Here is a 14830-nt window from a genome sequence, read left to right as displayed (position 1 = left end):
GTTGCGGATCAATCGTTGGAAGCAGCCAGGAGTTTCTTGAGCTGCTTCTTTTCGCTGTCGGACAGCGGCGCCGTTTCCAGAGGGGAACGGCGGCGGCGGCGAATCGAAACCACGATGGCGATTGCACCGGCAACCAGCGCCGCAACGGGAAAGCCCCACAGCAGGATCGTGCTCAGCATCAGGCGCGGCTTCAACAGGACGAATTCGCCGTAGCGGGCGACGATGAAATCAAGCACCTGCTCGTCCGTATCGCCTGCCGTCAGCCGTTCACGCACCAGCACGCGCAAATCCCTGGCCAGATCAGCGTTGGAATCATCGATCGACTGGTTCTGGCACACCATGCAGCGCAGCTCGGTGGAGAGGGTGCGCGCCCGTGTCTCCAGCGCCGGGTTGGCCAGCATCTCGTCGGGCGAGACGGCGCGTGCGCCGGTCGCCGCGAAGCTCAGGGCCGTCAGCAACAGCAAAACCGCGGCAAGCGCACGCCTCATGCCACGGCTCCCCTCGCCCGCTGCGGCTTGGCAGCTTTTGCCTTCCCGGGTGCGCCGACCCGCAGGCGACGGTCAGCCAGGGACATGGCACCGCCGGCCATCATCACCAGCGCGCCGAGCCAGATCAGCGTGACATAGGGTTTCCACCAGACGCGTACGACCATGCCGCCATCCGGCGTGGCGTCGCCCAGCGAGACATAGAGCTGGCTGAAGAGGAATGTCTTGATGCCGGCCTCGGTGGTCTGCATCTTGCGCACGGGGTAGAAGCGCTTGGACGACATCATCGTGTCCACCTCCCGCGCCGCGCTGTCGAGGATGGTGAACTTGCCCTGATCCTCGGTGAAATTCGAATCCTTGACCGGATCGATGCGGTCAAAACGCAGGGTGTAATCGGCGACCCGGACGGTCTGGCCCGGCTTCATCACCGTCACGTCTTCCGTGGCAAAGGTCGAGACGACAACGATGCCCAAAAGGGTGACGCCAAGGCCGAAATGGGCGAAGGCGGTGCCGAACACCGATTTCGGCAGGCCGGCCAGCCGCCGCAGCATGATGCTGACGGGCGCCTTGCCAAAACCGGCTTTCAGGGAAAGATCGGTGAGTGCGCCCAGCATCAGCCAGAATGCCAGGCCGATGCCGAACGCCGAGAAGACCGCCGTGCCCGAGGTCTTGTAGAGAACCACGGCCACCACCAGCAGGGCGAGGAAGAACGCCATCATCAGCCGCTGGGCGACGCCAAGGATATCACCGCGCTTCCATGCCAGCAGCGGTCCGAACGGCACGGCGGCCAGCAGCGGGATCATCAGCGGACCAAAGGTCATGTTGAAGAACGGCGGCCCGACGGAAATCTTTTCGCCGGTCAATGTTTCCAGGAGCAGCGGATAGAGCGTGCCGATCAGCACCGTTGCGGCCGCCGTCGTCAGGAAGAGGTTGTTGAACACCAGCGCCCCTTCCCGCGAGATCGGCTGGAACAGGCCGCCCGGCGCCAGCGTCTGTGCGCGGCGCGCGAACAGCGCCAGCGATCCGCCGATGAAAAGCACGAGGATGGCAAGAATGAACAGGCCGCGGCCCGGATCGGTGGCAAAGGTATGCACCGAGGTCAGGACGCCCGAGCGGACGAGGAAGGTGCCGAGCAGCGACAGGGAGAAGGTGAGGATCGCCAGCAGCACCGTCCAGATTTTCAGGGCCGAGCGTTTTTCCATCACCAGGGCCGAGTGCAGCAGCGCCGTTCCAGCAAGCCACGGCATGAACGAGGCGTTTTCAACCGGGTCCCAGAACCACCAGCCGCCCCAGCCAAGCTCGTAATAGGCCCAGTAGGAACCCATGGCGATGCCGCCGGTCAGGAACATCCAGGCCGTCAGCGTCCATGGCCGCACCCAGCGCGCCCAGGCGGCGTCGATACGCCCGTCGATGAGCGCCGCCACGGCAAAGGAGAAGCAGACGGAAAAGCCGACATAGCCGAGGTAAAGCAGCGGCGGATGGATGGCGAGACCAATGTCCTGCAGGATCGGATTGAGGTCCTGCCCTTCGATCGGTGCAGGACTGGTGCGTGTGAACGGATTGGATGTGGCAACGATGAACAGCAGGAAAGCCGAGCCGATCCAGGCCTGCACGCCCAGCACATTGGCTTTGAGCGAAGGCGGCAGATTGTTGCCGAAAAAGGCAACCAGTGCGCTGAAGAACGTCAGGATAAGCACCCACAGCAGCATGGAGCCTTCATGATTGCCCCAGACGCCGGTGATCTTGTACAGCATCGGCTTTTGCGAGTGCGAGTTCTCCCAGACGTTCTGCAGGGAGAAATCCGACACGATGTAGGCGGATGTCAGTGCGACAAAGGCAAGTGCGATCAGGGCAAAGACCGTGAAGGCGGCCGGAACGGCAACCGCCATCATGCGGTCGTCGTTGCGCCGCGCACCCCACACGGGCACCACAGCCTGCACGATGGACAGGGCGAGCGCCAGAACCAGTGCGAAATGTCCGAGTTCAACGGTCATGGCTGCTTGTTCTCCCCCTGCCAGACGCCCTTGGCCTTCAGACTGTCGGCAACTTCCTTGGGCATATAGTTTTCATCATGCTTGGCAAGCACACTGTCCGCCTGAAACGCGCCGCCCGGCGCAAACGTGCCCTCGATCACCACGCCCTGATCCTCACGGAAGAGATCGGGAAGGATACCGTCATAGGTCACGGGAACGCTCTTGATGTGATCGGTGACGGCAAAGGTGATCCGTGTGCCCGTGCCGCGCACCACGCTGCCCTTTTCAACCAGGCCGCCCAGCCGGAACCGCGATTCCGACTGCAGGTCCGCAGCGGCGATATCCGACGGCATGCGGAAAAACGCGATCCGCTGCTGCAGCGCAAACAGCACCAGGCCGGCCGCGCAGGCCAGCACCACCAGGGCGCCGCCGATCACCGAAAGCCGTTTCTGCTTGCGTGTCATTATTTCTTCTCCCGCGGCGTGTCGCCGGGCTGTTCCACCAGGCCCAGATCATCGGCGACTGCGTCGAGACGCGCAACCTTGTCGGCGCTCAACACTTTGCGAGCATTCGCCAGCGCTTCCAGCGCATCGTTGGGGCGGTTGAGAACCACATAGGACCGGACCAGCTTTTCCCAACCCTCGACATCGTCGGGCGATTGCTTGAGTTTTTCGGCAAGGTTGGAGACCATGCCCTCGATCATGGCGGCGCGATCCTGTACATTCATGGCAGCCGCCGCCTCGACCTGCGACGCATCGGGACCTGTCGCCCTGTCGATGTCGCTGACATCCGGCGCATCGCCGGCGATCTCCTTGTCGAGCCGTGTCAAAGCCGCCTGCGCCTCGTCGCGCCACGGCACGTCGCTGGGCGCATCGACCAGCAGCTTGCGGATCAGGTCGCGCGATTCAACCAGCTTGCCCTGCTGCATCCAGCCATTGATGATGAAGAACTGCGGGCGCATGTCGCCGGGATTGAGCGTGAGCGCCCGGTTGAAACTGGCTTCTGCCTCGGGCGTCATCGTGCCGCCAGCCACTGCGCTCAACGCTTCGCCCAGACCCATTTGGCGCGGACCGCTGTCCCCGTTCAGGCGGATGGCATTGCGGTATGCGGTCACCGCATCGGCGGGGCGTCCCGTGCGCAGGTAGATCGGCGCCAGCACTTCCCATCCCTGCCCGTCATCGGGATTAAGGGTGAGATGCGCTTCGGCACGGGCAATCAGTTCGGCGGGGGTCGCCTGATCCGCCGGACGGGACAGGCGCTCGGCCAGCGGCTGCGCCGGCAGATCCGGCGAGCCGGTCTTGGCATAAATGCTCCAGGAAAGCAGCGGAATGGCCAGCACGGTCACCAGCGTCAGCCATTCGCGGGTGGCGCTCTTCTGCGGGCGATAGACCGTTTTGTCGGCTTCGGCGGCTGCCGCCGACTTCAGCAGACGCCGGCTGATTTCAGCGCGCGCCTGTTCGCTGCTGGCCGCATCGATGATGCCGCGCTTCTCGTCAGCCTCCAGCTCCCGCAACTGGTCACGGTAAACCTCGACATCATATGTGTTGTCCGACACGCTTGTTTTGACGCGGCGTGTCAGCGGCAATAGCACCACGAGCGTTGCGATAACGGTCAACAGTGCGGCAGAAATCCAGAAAACCATGCGTTGAGACATAGTCTGCAAGCGCCGTAAAATCCAAATGGATTTCACGGCTAGGGCAATTCGCCGCAAAGCGGGCAAATGATCGGGCTATGGAAGCGTCAGATCAGCGGCGTCCAGCTGCCGTCTTCGTTGCGGCAGGCCGTCCCGCGTGACGTCTGCGGCGTTCCGTCGATGCGGATGGTGTGGGTATACTGGCGGCAGTTCTGCGAGCCGACCTGGTATGGTTGCGCCGCCACCACTTCGCCGCTGCGGCTGCCCGAACTGTTCTTCCAGTCGACAGCCTTGCCGGCAGGCGAATATTCCAAAGCCTGATACTCGGCCTGAAGCGCGCTCTTGCGGTCAGCCGGATCGAGCGAAGCCGCCAGGCGGCTGCCAAGCAGGCCATTGCCGAGCGGCGCAAGCACGCCCGAGGTTGCCGGCTGGGACGATTTGCCGGTCAGGCGGGCAAAGGTGCCTCCACCCTTGGCGCCCGACGTGGTCGAGCACGCGGAGAGAAGAAGAACGGCAATAAGAGAAAGAGCAATCTGGGATTTCATCATGGGTCCGTTTTTACGGGGCCTCGCAACAAAGGCAATAGCTAGGCAACCATTTATGACCCGATTGGGCATCCCGTTGCAAGCGCCATTCAGTCGCCGGCCACCGGAAGCGTGATCCGCGCGCGCAAACCGCCGAGGTCCTCGCTGCGTTCCAGGCGCAGCGTTCCGCCATATTCGCGCACGGTGTCATGGACGATGGACAGCCCGAGGCCGGTTCCCGGCTTGCTCTCATCCAGGCGTTTTCCGCGCGTCAGTGCATCCTTGATCTGGCCGGGCGCGAGACCCGGACCGTCATCCTCGACGCTGATATCGAATGCATTGTCCATGGTTTCCCGATTGGCGGCCGACACTGTAAGCCGGATGGCGCTGCGTCCCCATTTCCCGGCATTTTCCAGAAGGTTGCCGACGATTTCCTCAAGGTCTTCCTGCTCGCCCGCAAACACGGCATCGGGCATCCTGTTGTCGAAGCGCATATCCATGCCCGGATTGAGCTTGGCGGTGACACGCACGAGACGCGTCAGGATCGGGGTGACGGACGCGCGAAAGACCACGCTGTCGCGCTGCGCCGCCACGCGGGCCCGCTGCAGATAGTGCTGGATCTGCACCTGCATGGCCGCGCTTTGTTCGGCGACGATCTTGCCCTTTACGCCGCCGATCGTCCGGCTTTCATTGGCCAGAACCGACAGGGGCGTTTTCAGGGAATGGGCGAGATTGCCCACCTGCGTGCGCGAGCGCTCCATGATGCGGCGGTTGTTTTCGATCAGCGCATTCATTTCACGCGCCAGCGGCGCAATCTCGATGGGCAGATCCTCGTCTAGCCGCGAAACCTTGCCCTCGCGGATATCGGCGAGCGAACGGCGCACGCGGTCAAGCGGGCGCAAGCCGAACAGGATGACCGCCGCATTGATCAGCGTTCCGGCAATGCCGAAAACGCCGAGGTAGAAATAGAGCGTGTTGCGGAAATCGGCGATTTCGCCTTCCAGCTCGCTCAGATTGCCCATCACACGAAACCGGGCGACGCGGTTTTCCGCATCCAGCACCACTTCCGTCTCGACGATGGAGAGCTGTTCGCCCTTCAGGCCCGGCTCCGTATAGGAACGCTGGAACGAGGTATCGAAGGGAACCATCAGGGTTGACGGGGAATCGATGCTCTTTCCGCCGAGCGAGATCGACCGCAGCGAACCCTTGAGATTGTCCGCGACCGGATCGACGGACCAGTACCAGCCGGAAAACGGGCTGGAATAGCGCACTTCGCCGGGGTCCGGCCGCCCGACCAGCGTGCCGTCATTCACGCTGACGGAGGCGATGACGCTGAACAGATGCGCCGAAAGCAGCTGCTGGAAGCTGTGCTGGCGCGCTTCGCCATAGAGCGCCGAAATGATGGTCGCGATGGCAACGAAGGATACGATGGTCCACAGCGTCGAGAAGAGAATGACGCGCAGGGAGAGTGACCGGACATTGGGGAGATAGCGGGTCAGCCGTATGATCACGCGTGTGCCCTGCCCCTGCCCGTCAGGCCTTGTTGTCCTGGGATTTGATGCGATAGCCCATGCCGCGGATGGTTTCGATCAGATCGATACCCATTTTCTTGCGCAGCCGCCCGACAAACACTTCAATCGTGTTCGAATCGCGGTCGAAATCCTGATCGTAGAGGTGCTCCACCAGCTCGGTGCGCGAAACGACCTCGTCCATGTGGTGCATGAGATAGGACAACAGGCGGAATTCGTGCGAGGTCAGCTTCAACGTTGTGCCGTTGACTGCCGCCTTCGACGTCTTGGTGTCAAGGCGCAGCGGACCGCAGGTGATTTCCGACGAGGCATGACCCGCTGCCCGGCGAATCAGCGCGCGCAGGCGCGCCAGCACTTCCTCGATGTGGAACGGCTTGGCGACGTAATCATCGGCCCCGGCATCGATACCGGCCACCTTGTCGCTCCAGCGGTCGCGTGCCGTCAGCAGCAGCACGGGCATGATGCGCCCGTCGCGCCGCCACTTCTCCAGCACCGTCAGTCCGTCCATCTGCGGCAGGCCGATATCGAGGATCACCGCGTCGTAGGGTTCCGTATCGCCGAGAAAATGCCCTTCTTCGCCGTCGAAAGCGTGATCCACCACATAGCCGGCTTCGGTCGTTGCCTCGACCAGCTGGCGGTTCAGATCACGGTCATCTTCAACGATGAGTATTCTCATGCACAACTTTCCCCGCCGGACAGGCTGAACAACAGATCAAACGGCATCCGGCTCAGTTCGCTGGAACCGCAACCTCGACGCGGCGCGGACGTTCACCGTCCTTGCCGGGAATGAGCACCACGACCACGCAAACCTCGCGGCCGTTCTGCGTCTGCGAGGTGGCGCGCGCCAGGGTGCCTCCCTGGGACTGGGCCACCTGCTGACCGACCTGCGAGCAGTCGGCTGCAGCCAGCTGAAGCAACGCACCGTTCTGCGATGCATCGGGTGCAATCGGAACAGCCCCGGCATGAAGCACGCCGGATGCTGAAATCAGGGCCGCTAGGGGCAAGGAGAAAAGTGTGTGTTTCATCATGGCGCTATTATTATCAATCGCAGTCTGAACGATGCATGAACAGTTGGACGTGGCGTGAGCCTTTGATAACAGGTTTGCCACAGGTCACGTCTTTTAACACTATATTTCTTTACGTGAAATGAGCGCCGTTGCACTCAGCCGGCCAAAAAGCGCGGCGATGCCGCTGAGCGCCGTCAGAAACTGCATGATGGTATCGGCAAGCCGGGCCTCGAGGTCATGATCCAGCGACACATTGAAGAAGCTTGAACAGGACAGGACGATCGTTGCGATTGCTGCCCAGATGGTCTTTGACAGGTACCATTGTTTTTCATTGGTCATAATCAATTCCTTTTGAAACAGTTTGATTTTAAAGGGCTTTTGTCTGCGTATCAAAAACGGCACGGGCGAATCTTCCCGCACCGGCAGCGCTGGAAATCATGGCGACGCTGAAATCGACTGCGCTTGCAAGACTGCCGAAATCCGCCAGGCGCAGCGCCGCCGGATAAAGCCATTCCGGCCGCACAACCTCGGTCGACCGGATCAATTTGCCGCTGCTCCGTATTTCGATCCGATAGGCCTCGCGCTCCTCACCCAGCGGAATTTCCGCAGCCAGCCAGCTGTCCGCATCGATGCGCCCGCGCCGTATCCAGGCAATATGCAGATTGCCCTGCTCATCTGCCCTGCCGCTGAGGTGGACGGGTTCGAGCGGCTCGAGCGCCCGGATGCCTCCGGTCGTTGTGACGGTGCTGAAATAGCGGTCGGAAAAATCCTGGCCCGCCGCACCAATGCGCCAGTGCAAGGCCAAGCCCGTTTCCCGGGCTTTCAATCCCGCCGGCATCACCGCACCGTCCAGAAGGATGAACGGCGTACCCTTTTCCCGTGGCTGCAGCGCCTCCCGCTCGGTTCCGCATTGCCCGCGCAGCAGGCCGGACAAACGCCACCGGTCGGCAGCAACCTCCTCGGCATGCAGGAATTGCAGGATTTCCCATTGACCGTCCGGGGATGCCAGAAGGGCCGAATTCGCCCCGTTGAAGAGCTGCGGCAGCGTGGTGGAACGCAGCTCGCCAAAGTCAAGATCGACCTCCAGACCGGCATTGCCGAGCAGGCGCCCGCTGACACCGCCCGGCAGCGCTTTGGCCAGCCTGCCCATCACCGCCCGCTCCGGCAGCGCGGCCCGCGCCTCAAAACCGGTGTCTTCCGGCGAGGCATGAACGGATGCACCCGCCCACGGCCTGGCAAAGGCGGCAACCCGCAATTGATCGAGCGGATTTTCAGCACCCGGCCACATCGGCAGATCGCACAAATGAAACCGCGGGCGGCCGAACACCGCCACCGTTGCCGTCGCCGCGGAAGCGGGCAATCCCGCCCTGTCCGCATGCAGTACATGCCGGGGCAGGCCTTTTGCCTCGACACGGCGGGTTGCGCCGTCTTCAATGGAGGTGACGAGATAATCCTTGACTGGCATGGAGCCATCCAGCCGGATACGGCTGCCCACCTTCAAGGCGGCATGCTTCCACGGCAATTCGAATGATACGGTCCGCCGGGCGGCACGGTGTGCCTGCAGCCAGTCCTCCGCCAGGCCTTTGACCTGACCCGCCTCAAGCATGGCGGCAACGGCGAGATTTTCCGTCCCCTTGCCGTCGGCCCTTCCAGCGGATGCCATCGCCACCTGATAGTCGAGCATCGGATCGCGATAGGCGATTTCGACCCGGGCGGGCTGCTCCATGATTTCATGCAGCTTTCGCTGCACTGGCCCCCTGTCATCGGGCTCGACGAATTCATCGATCAGTGCGGTTTGCGCGGGCATACGCGCCGCGCTTTGAAACACCAGCGTCGCACCGTCTTCGAAGGCGTTGATGCCAAACACCTCCAGCAGCGGCTCAAGGACCGACCGGGCATGTGCGGGCTCTTCGACGATCAAACCGCTGACAAAGCCATCGGCCGCACTCGCATCCACCCCGGCAACACCGAAATCGGCGAGAACAGCGCCAATCAGCTCGTCGAGCGCAACCCCGGAAAGCCTGCCGTTCAGCCAATGCCCCGAGGTCCAGTTGTCGCCGTCGGACCAGAGCTTGCGGTTGAGGGGAAACTCCGGAAACGGCCTCGTATCCCAGGCCCAGACATAGACGCGGCCCGTATTCAGCATGGCGCCGCTATGACTGTGCCAATGGTCCAGATGGGCACGCAAAAAACGGTTCTGTGCGAGGTCGCTGCGGCCGTGATCGGAAAAATGCGGAAACGCCCCCTCGGAGGATTTGGCATCGGGAAAGACATTGGGCTGATTGGGGCCCTTGTCGACCGCCGGGCAGCCCAGTTCCGTCAGCCAGACCGGCTTACCCATAGGCTGCCACGCCGTGGCATTGGCGCTCTCGACGCCGCCCTTGCGATTGTAATGCGGGTTTTTCCACCAGGCCTCGATGTCCTTGTAGCGGTAGACCCAAGGCTTGCCCGATCCGTCGGTGATCGGCGTGCGCCGCCGCGCGGTTCGATCCGCATCCGATGCATAATACCAGTCAAAACCTTCGCCGGCGGCAATCTGGCTTTGCAGCGCCGCTAGATCATAGGGGCCGGAAAAACCGTTGGCGCTCGGGGCGCTGTAGTCCTCGTCGCGCCAATCGCTGAGCGGCATGTAATTGTCGATCCCGACCGCACCGATGGCCGGATGCGCCCAGAGCGGATCAAGATGGAAAAAGGCGTCGTTCGATCCGTCCTGCGGATGATGGCCGAAATATTCGGTCCAGTCCGCGCCGTAGGTCAAAATGCAGCCACTGCCGAGCACGGTGCGGACATCGTCCGCCAGCCTGCACAGGCCGGAGACAAAGGGAAAACTGTCGCCCTCTCCCCTGATGCCCGTCAGACCGCATAGCTCCGAGCCGAGCAGAAACGCATCCACACCGCCGGCGCAAACGGCAAGATGAGCCAGATGCAGGATGAAACGCCGATACCCCCAGTCATCGTCCTGACCATGGTAGATCACCGATCCGTCATCGGTTCCGAACGAGCGGATCTCGGCGCCCCCCAAGAAAGCGGCGACCTCGGCGGCTGCCGCAGCCGTGCCGTTGCTGCTGCCCGGCCGATAGGGCGCGGGGTGACAACTGATGCGGCCGCGCCACGGATAGGCCGCCTGCCTGATACCGCCATGGGGATCGGGCAATGTGTTATCGGCGGCGATATCAAGCATCAGGAACGGATAAAGCGTCACTTTCAGACCCCGCGCCTTCGCTGCGCGGATCGCCTCGACCACGCTGCGATCCGACGGCGTACCGCCATAGGCGGCACAATCGCCGCTGCGCGACATCAGATGGGCCTCGTCGCGGGCGACATCGCCGGCCCGCCACACCTCGCTTTCATCATAGCCCTCGCGGTCCATCACGCCCGGCCGGATGCGGCAATGGCCAGCGCGCAGATCCGTGCCGAACCAGGGCACGACAATGGCAACGTTTTCCAGGCTGGGACAAAGCGCCTGCAATTCGTCGAGCGAAGCCTGCCAGTCGGTTGCGCCGCGCAGGCAATTGCGGTTCAGGCCGCGCGTTTCGCCGGGTGCGGGCTCGCAGGTGACCGGCGTCGGCGATAGGCCGAATTCGGTGGCGCCGGGAATGAGCGCGACCGCCTTGAGATCGTGGGCAAGTGCACCGATGGCGCGCACCACCTCGAACTGGAATTGCGGTATGCGGTTGCCGTACATCTCAAGCGGAAACCGTTCGAACACCACATAGGCGGTGTTGCGATAGGCGGGCGCGTTGCCGGTTCCCTGTTTCGCCTCGATCAGCGGGTCGGGCAATTGTGACGCACCGCCCTTGTGAACGCGCAGGGTCAATGCATTCTGGTCCACTTCCCTGCCGTCGGCCCAGATCCGCCTGACAAGGCTGATTTCGCCCTCCGCCAGGGCAATGGCAAAATTGCCGACATAGGAATACTCCGTCACCTTTGGTCCGCCCTTGGCGCCGCTCCGGCGCCTCGACTTCACCTCATCGAAGCGTGTCGCCCAGATGAGGGTGCCGGTCAGCCGCACGGAGCCGTAGACTTTCGGCAAGGCGGCCCCTTCCTCAGCAGTCATCGGCTTCATGGCAGCCAGCCGGGGACCCTCGATGTGCTTTGTGCCGGAGAAAGCCCGATCAATCAGATAGGCGCCCAGCGAAGTCACGGCACTGCCGATATAGGCCCCGACTCCTTGAAGAATAAGCGTGGCCATGCCGGACGGTTCCTATCTGCGGCCGGGAAAGGCGAAGACCGCCGCGATGCGTTTTCGCCATTGCGGCACGAGCGCCGATTCCATGACCCTGTGCCCCTCATAGGCGTGAATGAAGCGTTCCTCGCCCGTCACAATGCCGAGATGCTTGGCTGCCATGCCGTCACGCCAGCGGAAGAGGATGAGATCGCCCGTGTCCACATCCTGCACGGCCTTCTCTGCCATGTGACGCCTCGCTGCCAGGACAAGCGGATCGCCGCCGCCTGCTTCCGCCCAGTCGGCGGAATAGACGGGAATCTCTTCCGGTTCGCATCCGTAAAGCGTGCGCCAGACGCCGCGCACCAGCCCAAGGCAATCGCAGCCGACGTGGAGCGTGGAGCCGCCATGGCGGTACGGCGTACCAATCCAGCGGCGCGCTTCGGTGACAACGTCGATTGCGATGGTCATGGCACCAGCACGCCGCCGTCGAAATTGCCCGATCCGTCGGCATAATTATAGGCGGCGTCATTGCCCGGCAGATGCGGAAATCCGCGAAAATTGGCCGTATTGCTGAACTTTGTCTTGCAGGTGCCAAAGCTCTTGTCACAACCCGGCAGCAGCGAAAATGTATCGCCTGCCTGCATGTCCGGAACCGGCGCATCGCGCAGATCCAGCCGGATGTCGTTCCCCGCCATCTCCTGCCCGGTCACCACACTGGTGCGCCCGGCTTTGCCGCCGGAAGTCCAGGTGAGCACGCCATTGCGGAACCAGTTCGCAGCGGCGGCGTGCAGGCCGCTCGCCAGAAAGGCGCGGTCGGATATCACGCCGGAAACGCTGCCCTTCTCGCCATCGCTGCGATAGCCGCAGCGTGCATCGCCGAGCTCCGCATCGCAAAGCCGCGTGATCCGCCGTCCTTTCACCTTGTCCAGGTCGACAGCGCTGCTCTTCAGTTCCGCCACGAACCGGCCGCCGCTGCGGGTAACGGTGCCTATCCTTGCCCGCCGCAAAAGGGCCCGCTGCTGCGGTGCCGCCCAATTGACGATAAATGTCTCGACAAGGGCGTCGTCGAATGCACCAGATTCCACGCCGCTATCGGTAATGCCGAGGGATGACAGGGCACCCTCGACTTCCGCGCCATCAACGGCCAGCCCCAGCGCACTTGTCGCCTCGCTGGCCGTCAGACCCGTCTGCGGTTCACAGCGCACGCCCTCGATGCTCAATAGCCGGTCATGGTCGGTGAAGCCGAGGGTGACGCCATCCTTTCGACGGATGATCCAGCAAAAGCAATGGGTTGTCACATCACCTGCAAGATGTGATTCAAACTCGGGAGAAAGGGGGTTCATGCCTTCACCTCAATGATCGGAATGGTCGGGATTTCACCCGCGTTGAACGATTTGACGCTGATGGTCAGCCGGTCCGTATCGAAGCGGACGGGAACGTCAAAGGCAAAGCCGGCGGTCACAGATGTTCCTGCGGGTGGTATGCGGTCTGGCTTGAACACGATTTGGCCTGTCAGCACATCGACCGTAAAATCAGCCGGCTCCTGCTTTTCAATGCCGCCCACCGCAACGCGCACGGAGCCCGGCACCGGCTTGGAGATGGTGCGCTGATAGTCGCCATAGCGTTTCTGCAGCTGGAACGCCGCCTGCTTTCCGTCACCTTGTCCCAACAGCTGATCCGTCGCGGCAATCGGCTTGCCCGCCGCGCAGGACTGATGGTCGAACGGATCGCGGAACCGGAACGCAAGCAGCGAACCGCACCGCGCCTCGAAGAAGCTCAGGACCTCTTCCAGATCGGCCAGCGACCGTAGGCCCGTGCCTGCATCGTAGTGATGGCGCGAGGACGCCCAGCGCGCATTGCGCTGTTCGTGTCCCGAGGTCAGTGCCACAATTTCATTCTTCCATTCCGGGCCGCCCGTTGCGCCAAAGGATACGCCGAGCGGAAACCGGACGTCATGAAAAGGCTGCATCGCGTTGTTTCCTATAGGGTGCGCGTGCCGCGGCGCACGGCGCGCGCCAGCATGCCGGTCAATTGGGCTTCCGATTTGCGGAAGGAGGCTGCATCGGGCGTATTCACGTGCAGGACCACCTGCACCGGCGAACCGCCTCCGTGAGCAGCAATACCCAGCCTGCCATCCGCTCCGCGGGCCAGAGGCATGATGGCCTCCGCACCCGCCTCGCCCATCAGCCCGAGCGATCCGCCTGCACTGAAATACGTCGGATCGGAAACCACGCCGCCCTTTGCATGCGGTTTTGCCGCGCCCAGCAGGCTTGAAAACATCGACGCGCTCCAATCTTCGAGCGATTTCATACCGGTGGTCAGCGCCATGCCAGCCATGTCCCGCCCCAACTGCCGCAGCACGACACCGAGGTCGTTGCCGCTCATCACAGCGCTTTTCAACGACCCGGTCAGGACACGGCCGAATTGCTCGGACTGCGCCTTCAGGTCGGACAATGCCTTCTCGAAACCCGATGTATCGGCGTCGATCGCCACCGTCATTTTCTCGTTCATGGCTGTTCCTCGCCCAAAGCCGGTGCATCGGGAAACGCCTGCATCAATTGTTCGAACCGCGGCCGGGAGACGGCTGCGTGTCCCGGCGGCTCGGCGAAAGCCGCGCAGATTTCCCGTGGCGTCATTGCCCAGAAGTCATGTGTGGAAAGCCGCAGCAGGCCAAAGCCTGCGCCCATGAGGACCGCCCACGGAAAGACGAGGCCGGAATCTGCTGCGGCATTCAAGGGTTTGCGCCGGATTGCTTCGTTTTTGATTCACCAAAGGTCGCCGCCAGTAGTTCACTGACGATGCGGGCAAAGCCCGTTGCCCCGCCCTCGGCCCGCATCTGCGCGGCTTCCTCCGGCGTTATGCTGTTGCCGCCGCCCTTCAGCCCGGCCGCAATGATCTTTGCCGCATCACGGGCGGAGAGCGTACCGCCGGAAAAGCGCTGCAACAGCATACCCATGTCGGCCGCCATGAAGGCGTCCTCCAATTCGGCCAGTGCGCCCAGTGTCAGGCACAGCGTCCATTCGCGCCCGTCCAGGACGGCGCTGATTTCACCGCGATGCCGGTTTGCCATCAGGCCGCCTCGGTGAAACGGATCAGGCCGGCGGATTCCAGAGCGATGTCGAAGGTCACCTCGGCATCGTGCTTGCCGCCATATTCGAGCGCCGTGATCTGGAAAGGTCCCTGCAACGAACCGAAATCCGGCAGGATGATCTGCCATGTCAGGATATCGCCTGCAAAAAATGCCCGCCGGATCAGCGCGTCCGATTGCGCATCCTTGAACAGACCCGAACCGCTGATCGATGCGCGCTGCACGCCGCTGCCGCCCAGGAGTTCGCGCCACCGCCCCGCCGCATCGGCGTCGGTCACATCGATGGTTTCGGTGTTGAAGGCGATCCGGTTGGACCGCAGCCCCGCGCAGGTGACGAACTTGCCGCCCGCATCCTGCAGTTTGAGCAGGATATCCTTGCCTCTCTGGGCGCCCATTGTTTGAAGTCCTCCATGCAAAAGGGCA

At 62.7% G+C, this 14830-nt stretch carries 17 protein-coding genes; all 17 read right to left on the bottom strand.

From position 1 onward, the window contains the following. Positions 1-8: 8 nt before the first annotated feature. A complete protein-coding gene (locus ACZ5FP_RS08860) occupies positions 9-488 on the bottom strand; it encodes a cytochrome c-type biogenesis protein (protein WP_223611371.1) in 480 nt (159 codons plus the stop codon). Continuing rightward, positions 485-2479 (bottom strand): heme lyase CcmF/NrfE family subunit, encoded by a 1995-nt coding sequence (locus ACZ5FP_RS08855; RefSeq protein WP_464663075.1) that lies wholly within the window; start codon positions 2477-2479, stop codon positions 485-487. Before ACZ5FP_RS08855 ends, ACZ5FP_RS08860 begins: the two co-directional genes overlap by 4 nt. Continuing rightward, entirely contained in the window at positions 2476-2922 is a 447-nt protein-coding gene (gene ccmE, locus ACZ5FP_RS08850; protein WP_346307418.1) for a cytochrome c maturation protein CcmE, read from the bottom strand. The genes ACZ5FP_RS08855 and ccmE overlap by 4 nt, the downstream gene beginning before the upstream one ends. Beyond that, complete coding sequence (ccmI, locus tag ACZ5FP_RS08845) at positions 2922-4100, bottom strand: c-type cytochrome biogenesis protein CcmI (protein WP_464663221.1); 1179 nt, start codon at positions 4098-4100, stop codon at positions 2922-2924. Before ccmI ends, ccmE begins: the two co-directional genes overlap by 1 nt. Positions 4101-4198: 98 nt before the next feature. Next, positions 4199-4636, bottom strand: coding sequence for a hypothetical protein (locus tag ACZ5FP_RS08840; RefSeq protein ID WP_288194122.1), 438 nt, complete (start codon positions 4634-4636; stop codon positions 4199-4201). Between the two features lie 89 nt (positions 4637-4725). After that, positions 4726-6069: an ATP-binding protein gene (locus ACZ5FP_RS08835; protein ID WP_223612369.1), complete on the bottom strand. Its 1344-nt coding sequence runs from the start codon at positions 6067-6069 to the stop codon at positions 4726-4728. Between the two features lie 79 nt (positions 6070-6148). Beyond that, positions 6149-6820 carry a response regulator transcription factor gene (locus ACZ5FP_RS08830; protein ID WP_105736062.1) on the bottom strand — a complete coding sequence of 224 codons (672 nt, stop codon included), beginning with the start codon at positions 6818-6820 and terminating at the stop codon, positions 6149-6151. A 52-nt stretch (positions 6821-6872) separates the two neighbouring features. Continuing rightward, on the bottom strand, positions 6873-7172 hold the full coding sequence (locus ACZ5FP_RS08825; protein WP_374042749.1) for a hypothetical protein: 300 nt from the start codon (positions 7170-7172) through the stop codon (positions 6873-6875). A 99-nt stretch (positions 7173-7271) separates the two neighbouring features. Continuing rightward, on the bottom strand, positions 7272-7490 hold the full coding sequence (locus ACZ5FP_RS08820) for a hypothetical protein (RefSeq protein WP_223611376.1): 219 nt from the start codon (positions 7488-7490) through the stop codon (positions 7272-7274). 28 nt (positions 7491-7518) lie between these two features. Then, positions 7519-11343: a baseplate multidomain protein megatron gene (locus ACZ5FP_RS08815; protein ID WP_464663074.1), complete on the bottom strand. Its 3825-nt coding sequence runs from the start codon at positions 11341-11343 to the stop codon at positions 7519-7521. Between the two features lie 12 nt (positions 11344-11355). Then, positions 11356-11787 carry an NlpC/P60 family protein gene (locus ACZ5FP_RS08810; RefSeq protein ID WP_464663073.1) on the bottom strand — a complete coding sequence of 144 codons (432 nt, stop codon included), beginning with the start codon at positions 11785-11787 and terminating at the stop codon, positions 11356-11358. Next, positions 11784-12662, bottom strand: coding sequence for a DUF2163 domain-containing protein (locus ACZ5FP_RS08805; RefSeq protein ID WP_464663072.1), 879 nt, complete (start codon positions 12660-12662; stop codon positions 11784-11786). The genes ACZ5FP_RS08810 and ACZ5FP_RS08805 overlap by 4 nt, the downstream gene beginning before the upstream one ends. Continuing rightward, on the bottom strand, positions 12659-13288 hold the full coding sequence (locus ACZ5FP_RS08800) for a phage distal tail protein, Rcc01695 family (RefSeq protein WP_464663071.1): 630 nt from the start codon (positions 13286-13288) through the stop codon (positions 12659-12661). The genes ACZ5FP_RS08805 and ACZ5FP_RS08800 overlap by 4 nt, the downstream gene beginning before the upstream one ends. An 11-nt stretch (positions 13289-13299) precedes the next feature. Beyond that, a complete protein-coding gene (locus tag ACZ5FP_RS08795) occupies positions 13300-13830 on the bottom strand; it encodes a phage tail tape measure protein (RefSeq protein WP_464663070.1) in 531 nt (176 codons plus the stop codon). Continuing rightward, entirely contained in the window at positions 13827-14054 is a 228-nt protein-coding gene (locus tag ACZ5FP_RS08790) for a rcc01693 family protein (RefSeq protein ID WP_464663069.1), read from the bottom strand. Before ACZ5FP_RS08790 ends, ACZ5FP_RS08795 begins: the two co-directional genes overlap by 4 nt. Then, positions 14051-14389: a gene transfer agent family protein gene (locus ACZ5FP_RS08785; protein WP_464663068.1), complete on the bottom strand. Its 339-nt coding sequence runs from the start codon at positions 14387-14389 to the stop codon at positions 14051-14053. The genes ACZ5FP_RS08790 and ACZ5FP_RS08785 overlap by 4 nt, the downstream gene beginning before the upstream one ends. Then, positions 14389-14802, bottom strand: coding sequence for a phage major tail protein, TP901-1 family (locus tag ACZ5FP_RS08780; protein ID WP_288195042.1), 414 nt, complete (start codon positions 14800-14802; stop codon positions 14389-14391). Before ACZ5FP_RS08780 ends, ACZ5FP_RS08785 begins: the two co-directional genes overlap by 1 nt. Positions 14803-14830: the final 28 nt, after the last annotated feature.

The sequence above is a fragment of the Phyllobacterium sp. T2-21 genome, from assembly GCF_055378485.1.
Note: the sequence above shows the minus strand (reverse complement) of the source record. Positions and strands in the feature narration are given on the sequence as shown.

Bases quoted from the DNA above. Each gene is read 5' to 3' on its own strand.
- ACZ5FP_RS08860 (WP_223611371.1), bottom strand. From the start codon at position 488: ATGAGGCGTGCGCTTGCCGCGGTTTTGCTGTTGCTGACGGCCCTGAGC.
- ACZ5FP_RS08855 (WP_464663075.1), bottom strand. From the start codon at position 2,479: ATGACCGTTGAACTCGGACATTTCGCACTGGTTCTGGCGCTCGCCCTG.
- ccmE (WP_346307418.1), bottom strand. From the start codon at position 2,922: ATGACACGCAAGCAGAAACGGCTTTCGGTGATCGGCGGCGCCCTGGTG.
- ccmI (WP_464663221.1), bottom strand. From the start codon at position 4,100: ATGGTTTTCTGGATTTCTGCCGCACTGTTGACCGTTATCGCAACGCTC.
- ACZ5FP_RS08840 (WP_288194122.1), bottom strand. From the start codon at position 4,636: ATGAAATCCCAGATTGCTCTTTCTCTTATTGCCGTTCTTCTTCTCTCC.
- ACZ5FP_RS08830 (WP_105736062.1), bottom strand. From the start codon at position 6,820: ATGAGAATACTCATCGTTGAAGATGACCGTGATCTGAACCGCCAGCTG.
- ACZ5FP_RS08825 (WP_374042749.1), bottom strand. From the start codon at position 7,172: ATGATGAAACACACACTTTTCTCCTTGCCCCTAGCGGCCCTGATTTCA.
- ACZ5FP_RS08820 (WP_223611376.1), bottom strand. From the start codon at position 7,490: ATGACCAATGAAAAACAATGGTACCTGTCAAAGACCATCTGGGCAGCA.
- ACZ5FP_RS08815 (WP_464663074.1), bottom strand. From the start codon at position 11,343: ATGGCCACGCTTATTCTTCAAGGAGTCGGGGCCTATATCGGCAGTGCC.
- ACZ5FP_RS08810 (WP_464663073.1), bottom strand. From the start codon at position 11,787: ATGACCATCGCAATCGACGTTGTCACCGAAGCGCGCCGCTGGATTGGT.
- ACZ5FP_RS08805 (WP_464663072.1), bottom strand. From the start codon at position 12,662: ATGAACCCCCTTTCTCCCGAGTTTGAATCACATCTTGCAGGTGATGTG.
- ACZ5FP_RS08800 (WP_464663071.1), bottom strand. From the start codon at position 13,288: ATGCAGCCTTTTCATGACGTCCGGTTTCCGCTCGGCGTATCCTTTGGC.
- ACZ5FP_RS08795 (WP_464663070.1), bottom strand. From the start codon at position 13,830: ATGAACGAGAAAATGACGGTGGCGATCGACGCCGATACATCGGGTTTC.
- ACZ5FP_RS08785 (WP_464663068.1), bottom strand. From the start codon at position 14,389: ATGGCAAACCGGCATCGCGGTGAAATCAGCGCCGTCCTGGACGGGCGC.
- ACZ5FP_RS08780 (WP_288195042.1), bottom strand. From the start codon at position 14,802: ATGGGCGCCCAGAGAGGCAAGGATATCCTGCTCAAACTGCAGGATGCG.